Here is a 6,891-nt window from a genome sequence, read left to right as displayed (position 1 = left end):
CGCCCCTGACCAGCAGGATCCGTCTCGCCGCCTGCCTCCGACCGAGTGATCGACGCAAATTCCCTCGAATTGGGCAACAGGGTCTCTCGATGAAGGTGAAGACCTCGGCGCGGGCGGTGGCCCGGTCGGGCCAGGTGCGGGTGCCGATCTCCTCTTTGAGCAGGGCCCAGAAACTTTCCGCGGCAGCGTTGTCGAAACATGATCCGCTTCGCCCGCAGCTTTGCCGGAGTCTCAACTCTCGTAGCCGGTCACGGAATTGGGCTGATGTATATTCGCTGCCGCGATCGCTGTGGACCACGCAGCCGGGCTGCAGGCCACCCCGGCCCTGGGCCATGTCAAGGGCGTCAACGACGAGCTCGGCGCGGTGGTGGTCGGCCATGGCATAGCCGACGACCTCGCGAGTGGCCAGGTCCAGCCAGCAGGCGAGGTAGAGCCAGCCCTCGGCGGTGGGCAGGTAGGTGATGTCGCCGACGAGCTTGGTGCCGGGACGCTCGGCGTGGAAGTCGCGGCCGATGAGGTCCGGGGCCGGCGTCGCCTTCTTGTCGGGCCGGGTCAGCGAGCGGTGTCTGCGGCGGGTGACGCCGCGGATGTCGCGCTCGCGCATTACGCGGGCGATGCGCTTGCGGTTCACCCGCCGCCCCAGGCGGCGCAGTTCGGCATGGATACGTGGAACGCCGTAGGTGCGGCGTGAGGCGATGTGCAGCACGGTGATCTCGTGCGCGAGTGCGTCGTCGGCGGCCCGACGCCTGCGGCGGGCGGCCTCGCCCTCGCGCCAGGCGTAGTAGGAGGAGCGGGCCACGTGCAGGACCCGGCGCAGCAGAACGATTGGATAGTTCGCCTTCTCCGCATGGATGAACCGGCATAACTCGCTCACCGGTCGTTCTCCTTCACGAAGAAGGCGGTCGCTTTTTTCAGGATCTCGATCGTCTGCTGCTGTTCGCGGTTCTCCCGCCGCAGCCGCCTGAGTTCCTCGCGCTCGGCGCTCGTCAGCTCGCCACCCTGGCCCTCGCCCCGGTCGGCTTTGGCCTTGCGGTACCAGCCACGCAGGGACTCGGAACTGATGCCGAGCTCCCGGGCGACGGCGGTGACCGTCCTGCCCGAGGAGTCGACGAGCGCGATCGCGTCCCGTTTGAACTCCTCGGTGTAACGCTTCGTGTACTTGCTTCCCACCTGGTGCTACTTCCTCTGGAACCTCAGGTCCCAGTCTCCAGGTGTCCACGATCAAGGGGAAGCTTCACCAAGACCCAGGCCGACGCCGCCAACAAGGAGGCCGGCAAGGCATTGGCGGCCTCAGCAAAGGCCGCCGGTTTCGCCCATGTCACCGCGCAGGCCGCGGTGGACGCCGGTGAAGCGGCCCAGCAGGTCGCCAACCCGGCCAACGACGCCATCCAGCTCGGCTCGCGCTATGTCGACACCGACTCGGCGGCCGGCCTGGTCGTGCTGACCGGACAGGCGTCGAAGTCCATCGCCGACCAGCAGCAGGCGGTCGCCGACGCACACGCCAAGAACGCCGCCGCAGAGGCCCAGGCCGCGAAGAACCTTGCAGACCAGGCCAAGGGCGACGCCAAGGAGGCCTACCAGCACGCGGCGAACGCCGCCCAGTACGCGTCCGACGCCCGCACCTACTCCAAGGAGGCCCTCGGCTACGCGGCCGACGCCGCGAAGGCCGCGGCAGCGGCGCAGGCATCACTGGCCCGCACCATCGAGTACGACAAGCAGGCCACCGAGGACGCCGCAGCCGCCGACAAGGCAGCCGGCAACGCCGAGGGCTACGCCAAGGACGCCCGCGACTCAGCCGACACGGCAGAACTCGCCGCCGCCGCTGCCCGCTCCGCCGCCGCCCAGGCCGAACAGGACGCCAAGGACGCCCGCGCCGCAGCCACCCGCGCCGACACCGCCGCCACCGAAGCCGAACAGGCCGCCAAGGACGCCGACAAATACGCCAAGGAAGCCCAGGACGCCGCCGACAGGGCCGAGAAGGCCGCCAAGGCCAAGCAGATCAACAACGGAACCGTTCCCGACGAGAACGGCCACTCGATCGGCAACGTCTTCTACGTCATCGACCACATCGAGAAGGTCGGCGATCCGGAGGTCGTCAAGAAGACCGACGGCTGCGACCACTGGTGGAACCACCTCGCCTACACGGGCAACTGCACGATCACCTCGAAGATCAAGTACAAGGCCGTTCTTGACCTGTACTTGTGCAGTGCCGAGGGCATCGACCCGCAGAAGCTCATGTGCCCGACCGAGGCCACGACGTATCTCGACGAGGTCAAGACCGACACGCTGTCCCAGGAGGTTACGCACAACATCACGATCGCCGAGTGGCAGGACGGCGTCGATCCCATCGACATCCTTTTCGGCAGCTGGATCAAGTGCGCCCAGAAGTTCAGCTCCGGTTTCGAGGGCGGCAGCTGGGGCGGATGCGCCTGGGCGTCCCTGGACGTCGTGAGCCTGTTCGCCGGCAAGATCATCCGACCCATCGCGGAAGCAGTGCGCGCCGTGGACGCCGCGTTCGTCACCGGTATCGGCGTCCGGGACGCGCTCGCGGCACTCAAAACCCTCAAGGGCCTCGACGGCGCGGCGGTCGCCGCGATCGAGAGGGAGATCCAGACCTACGAAGAGGCCGTGACCGCGTGTGAGAGGAACAGTTTCCCGGGTGGCACCCGGGTACTGATGGCCGACGGTACGCGCAAGCCGATCCTGGACGTTCGGGTCGGTGACCTGGTGCTGGCCACCGACCCTGCCTCCGGCGAGGCACGGCCGGAGCCGGTCACCGACACCTTCCGGCACCGCACGGACCACCTGGTCGACGTCTCCCTGGCCGACGGCGGCACGCTGACAAGCACGGCGGGGCACCGGGTGTACGTGGCCGGGGACGGCTGGGTGCACGTGTCGGACCTCCAGGTGGGCGACCGGCTCCGTACTGCGGACGGGTTCCTGCAGTCCGTGACCGCGCTGCGTGACCAGCCGGCGCTGGCCCCGCGTTCGGTCTACGACCTGACCGTCGACGGTCTGCACACCTTCTACGTCCGACCGCAGGGCGGACACTCCCGGGACGTACTCGTCCACAACTGCCTGAACCTGGTGAAGGACGAGGGCGTCGAGGAGGCCCACACCCTCAGAGACCATGTGAAGCCCGATGACAACCAGATGGCGGCCGACGCCGAGAAGAAGGGCAGGGCCAGCAGGTGGAACGACGAGGCGACGGCCGTTGAGAGCGTCCAGGCCGCGTTCGACGCCTGGATCAAGAAGCCGAGCAACGTGAAGCGGCTGGACAAGTGGCTCAAGGATCAGTCCCACAACCCGGCGTTCGATCCTCGCCACGACCTGCTCGAGTTCAAATGGCAGCTGCGGGACAAGGGGTCCCTCGGCCGCGTCTGGGTCAAGGACGGGGTACAGGGTGAACGCACCGGAAACACGGTTGTCGTCCAGCTCAAGTACGCGGGCAAGCACAAGCCCAGCAGGTACGTCGTCTACACGTCCTACCCGGAGTGAGAAGATGACCGTGATGACAGGACACGGCGAACCAGCCGGACACACCGGCGACGACGCGTTCATCCTTGACATCGGGCTCAGTTGGCTCGCGTCGAAGTCGGCGTACCCGTCGTGGCTGTCCGAAAAGGACTACACCCGGTTCGTGCCTCCGAGCCCTGTGGATGCCCAGCTGGGTCTGGTCCAGGGAGCTGTCGGCACAGTGCACCGCGCGATCGCCCTGCAGATCGGCGAGGACGCGCGGAGGCTCCTGGCCTCCGCGCTGCCGGACGAGGTGCTCCGCACCGTGTGGCTGGGAGCCACGAAGGGGTACTTCGACCCCGCGGCTCACGGCCTGAGCGGAAGGGAGTGGATGGCGCGGATCGAGCAGACGTGGACCGCGAGCGTCCGCGAGGCCGACGCCACGTTCGTCCCGCCCGCGCCGCAGCCGGTAACGGACGCTGACCTGCGCAGGCGTGTTCTGGATCAGATCGATGCCGTCGCCGACGGCCTTGAACGGGCCGCCACCGACGGATCGGTGCACGGCCTGGTCCCCGCGCTGGAGCAGGTCGTCACAGGGGCCTGCGCGGATCTCGGGTTCCGGCTGTTCCTGCGGGCCATGAAGGAGTACTTCGTGGCCATCGACGAGAACCGATGCGAAGCCTTCACCGCCCTCGGTGAGCGCTTCGGCTACCCGGAGTTCCTGGTGGACGACAACCTCAACGTGGGATAAGGCCGACCGGTCCCCACAGGTCACGGGCCCCGCCGAAGCCGAGCCGAAAGGCCGCGGCCCGGCGGGGCCTTTCTCGTACCCGCACGGGGACAGCCGGCCCACGTGACGCACCCCACCCCGCCCCCCGCGTTCAAACTCCGTTAACAATGGACTGTGATCTCTCCGGTCTCCTCGATGCCCCGGAGCGCCCACCGGTCCCGGCCGGAGGTGACTCCCTACGTCGGCCTCACCCGCGCCGAGTGGAGCGCGCTGCGCGACAAGACGCCGCTGCCGCTCACCGCTGAAGAGGTCGAGAAGCTGCGTGGCCTCGGCGAACGATCCCGTCGACGTCCTCCTGGGCGACTTCGTCGGGTGCGGCGAGAAACTGACCGGCAACGGAGGTAGCTGGGGCGACTGCGCCTGGGCAGCCGTCGGCATCGCCACTTTCTTCGACAGCAAGATCATCAAGGTGGCCGCCGACGCGGTCAAGGTTCTCGACGCCGCCGTGCGTGCCCGTGTCGGAGTTGTCAACGCCTGGAGGGGGGTGAGGGGCGCAAGGCTGGAAGCCGATGCCCTCGCGGGGATCAGCGAGGCGGAACTCAGGAAACTGAGCCCGGGATGCCTGACCAACAGCTTCCCCGCCGACACGCGCGTGCTGCTGGCCGACGGAACGTCCAAGCCGATCGATGCGATCCGCGAGGGCGACGCATTGCTCGCCACTGACCCGAGCGCGGACATCACACGCACGGCACGAGTGGCCGCAACGTTCTCCGATCGGGCGAACCAGTTGCTTCAGATCATCCTTGCCGACGACGGACGGATTGTCACAACGCCTGGACACCGGTTGTATGTGAAGGGCCGTGGCTGGGTCGTGGCCTCGGACCTGCACACGAGGGACCAGCTCCGTACCGCGACCGGCGCTGCGGATGCCGTTGTCGGCATCCGCACGGTGAACTCGCCGCAGAGGGTGTGGGACCTGACCGTCGCCGACCTCCACACCTTCTACGTGAAGGCCGGCGCCACACCTGTCCTCGTCCACAACTGCGGCGACAGGTGACGAGCCATGGGAGCCTCCGGGATCACTTCGCCGACCACGGCGCAGAAGTGGGCGCTCAGTCGGAACGGGAATACGAGGCAGGCGCCGCCTTCCTCGCCTGCGACTGCGATCCGGCCGATCCGTCGATTCTGCGCAGGTTCGAGTCGCAGACTCAGACGGCGACCTACTTCGACCCTCAGAGCGCGTTTGAGATCTAGGTCGGTGGCCTTTCGGAGGGTGCTCTAGGCTCGACCAGGTGATCTCCGACAAGTTCCCCCTCGTCGGCGGCTTCAGGGAGCTGGAGTACGGCAGTCCGGACGGGCCGTCGATCCGAGCTGCTGCGCGCCTGGCTGCGCCGAGGCATGAAAGCGATCTGGTTCGGTACCTGCGTGCCGGCACGACCTTGGTCGCCACGCCTTCAGCCGTGCCTGACGTACTAAGCGAAACGGGCGCGTTCATCGGAGGACTGCACCTGCTCACAGACGGACATTGGCTGTGGTACTCCGACCTGGCCCACTACGTGGGGCGCTACCACGTGGAACTCGACCCGGCATTCATCGAGCACGCGCGTAGCAACAACTGGACTGTGCCGCAGGTCAGCGACGAGCGCCTCGAAGCGATGGTGACGTTGCTCATCGGAGACGAAGGTGAGCCGGACTGATGTTGCTGCCCGCGCCTAGCTATCAGGCCGAAGTTCGGGTCAACGGGCGCGGACCCACCCGGGAAACTGGCCCCACTCGGGTCAGACGGCGGACCATGATGCCGATCATCGCCCAGCGGACCATCGTCTCGGAGCGGGCGGGACTGGTCTCGTAATCGCGGGCCAGGCGACGGTGGGCGGTGAGCCACAAGAAGGTACGTTCTACCGCCCATCGCTTCGACTGGACTTGGAACCCCTGCTGGTCGGGATCTTTGCGGACGATCTCCAGCTCGCGGCCGAGCACGGTGGCGGTCCAATCGACCAGGCGGCCGGCGAAGCCCTGGTCCGCCCAGATCTTCATGACACCTGGATGGTCGAGGCGGGTCCACAGCAGCGGTCGGCGGGCGCCATCGCGGTCCTGGACACTGGCCGCGACGACGTGCACGGCCAGCAGCAGGCCGAGAGTGTCGGTAACGATGAACCGCTTGCGGCCCTTGACCTTCTTGCCCGCGTCGAATCCCCTGGTGACGGCGGGAACCGAACAGACTGCGAGTCGATCAGGCCCGCGCTCGGCTCGGCGTTGCGCCCATCGGCTTCGCGGATCTGGCCTCGCAGGGCGTCGTGGATGCGCTGGACCGTGCCGTCGTCATGCCACCACGTGAAGTACCAGTAGACCGTCGGCCACGGCGCGAAGTCCTTCGGCAGTTGCCGCCAAGCGCAGCCGGTCCGCACGACATAGAAGATCGCGTCCACGATCCGCCGCCGCGGATGCTTCTCCCGCCGGCCGCCCTTGGGCCCCACCCTCGCGGGCGGCAGCAACGGTTCCACCAACGCCCACTGTTCGTCCGTCAAATCCGACGGATACCCGCCCCCAACACCGCTCACGGCATGCTCAACGACCACACCAGCAACGAGCCACGGCAGATCTCAAACACGGTCTCAGCTTGGCGTTTATCGTCGCAGGTCACCCGACCTGCTGATCTGCGGCTCTTCCCGGGACAGCGGACGCGGCCGTTCTCCACGCTTCGA

6 protein-coding genes and 2 pseudogenes are annotated in these 6,891 nt (G+C 67.5%); 5 read left to right on the top strand and 3 right to left on the bottom strand.

Annotation, left to right across the window (positions count from 1 at the left end; translation table 11 throughout):
• Window positions 1-874: IS3 family transposase (locus tag ACZ4EG_RS46520; protein ID WP_467795050.1), on the bottom strand; the 874-nt coding region annotated here is incomplete at its 3' end.
• The gene (locus ACZ4EG_RS46515) at window positions 871-1,170 is read right to left on the bottom strand and encodes a transposase (RefSeq protein WP_467795049.1); all 300 of its coding nucleotides are present in this window, start codon (window positions 1,168-1,170) and stop codon (window positions 871-873) included. The genes ACZ4EG_RS46515 and ACZ4EG_RS46520, both read right to left, overlap by 4 nt.
• 111 nt (window positions 1,171-1,281) lie before the next feature.
• On the opposite strand from ACZ4EG_RS46515, the gene ACZ4EG_RS46510 reads away from it, so the two are divergent.
• The 5 genes and pseudogenes from ACZ4EG_RS46510 to ACZ4EG_RS46490 all read left to right on the top strand — a co-directional run bounded on the left by ACZ4EG_RS46510 (window position 1,282) and on the right by ACZ4EG_RS46490 (window position 5,883).
• A complete protein-coding gene (locus ACZ4EG_RS46510) occupies window positions 1,282-3,498 on the top strand; it encodes a polymorphic toxin-type HINT domain-containing protein (protein WP_467795048.1) in 2,217 nt (738 codons plus the stop codon).
• Window positions 3,499-3,502: 4 nt separating this feature from the next.
• Window positions 3,503-4,207, top strand: coding sequence for a hypothetical protein (locus ACZ4EG_RS46505; RefSeq protein ID WP_467795047.1), 705 nt, complete (start codon window positions 3,503-3,505; stop codon window positions 4,205-4,207).
• Window positions 4,208-4,381: 174 nt separating this feature from the next.
• Window positions 4,382-4,522 (top strand): annotated as a pseudogene (locus ACZ4EG_RS46500) (type I pantothenate kinase); the annotation flags it as partial.
• Complete coding sequence (locus ACZ4EG_RS46495; protein WP_467795046.1) at window positions 4,509-5,243, top strand: Hint domain-containing protein; 735 nt, start codon at window positions 4,509-4,511, stop codon at window positions 5,241-5,243. The pseudogene ACZ4EG_RS46500 and the gene ACZ4EG_RS46495, both read left to right, overlap by 14 nt.
• Window positions 5,244-5,478: 235 nt before the next feature.
• Window positions 5,479-5,883: a hypothetical protein gene (locus ACZ4EG_RS46490; RefSeq protein WP_467795045.1), complete on the top strand. Its 405-nt coding sequence runs from the start codon at window positions 5,479-5,481 to the stop codon at window positions 5,881-5,883.
• 22 nt (window positions 5,884-5,905) lie between these two features.
• Here ACZ4EG_RS46490 and ACZ4EG_RS46485 read toward each other — a convergent pair.
• A pseudogene (locus ACZ4EG_RS46485) lies at window positions 5,906-6,747 on the bottom strand (IS5 family transposase).
• Between the last annotated feature and the right edge of the window lie 144 nt (window positions 6,748-6,891).

This window comes from Streptomyces sp. NPDC025638 (genome assembly GCF_055558775.1).
This window is presented reverse-complemented; position numbering and strand designations above follow the sequence as displayed.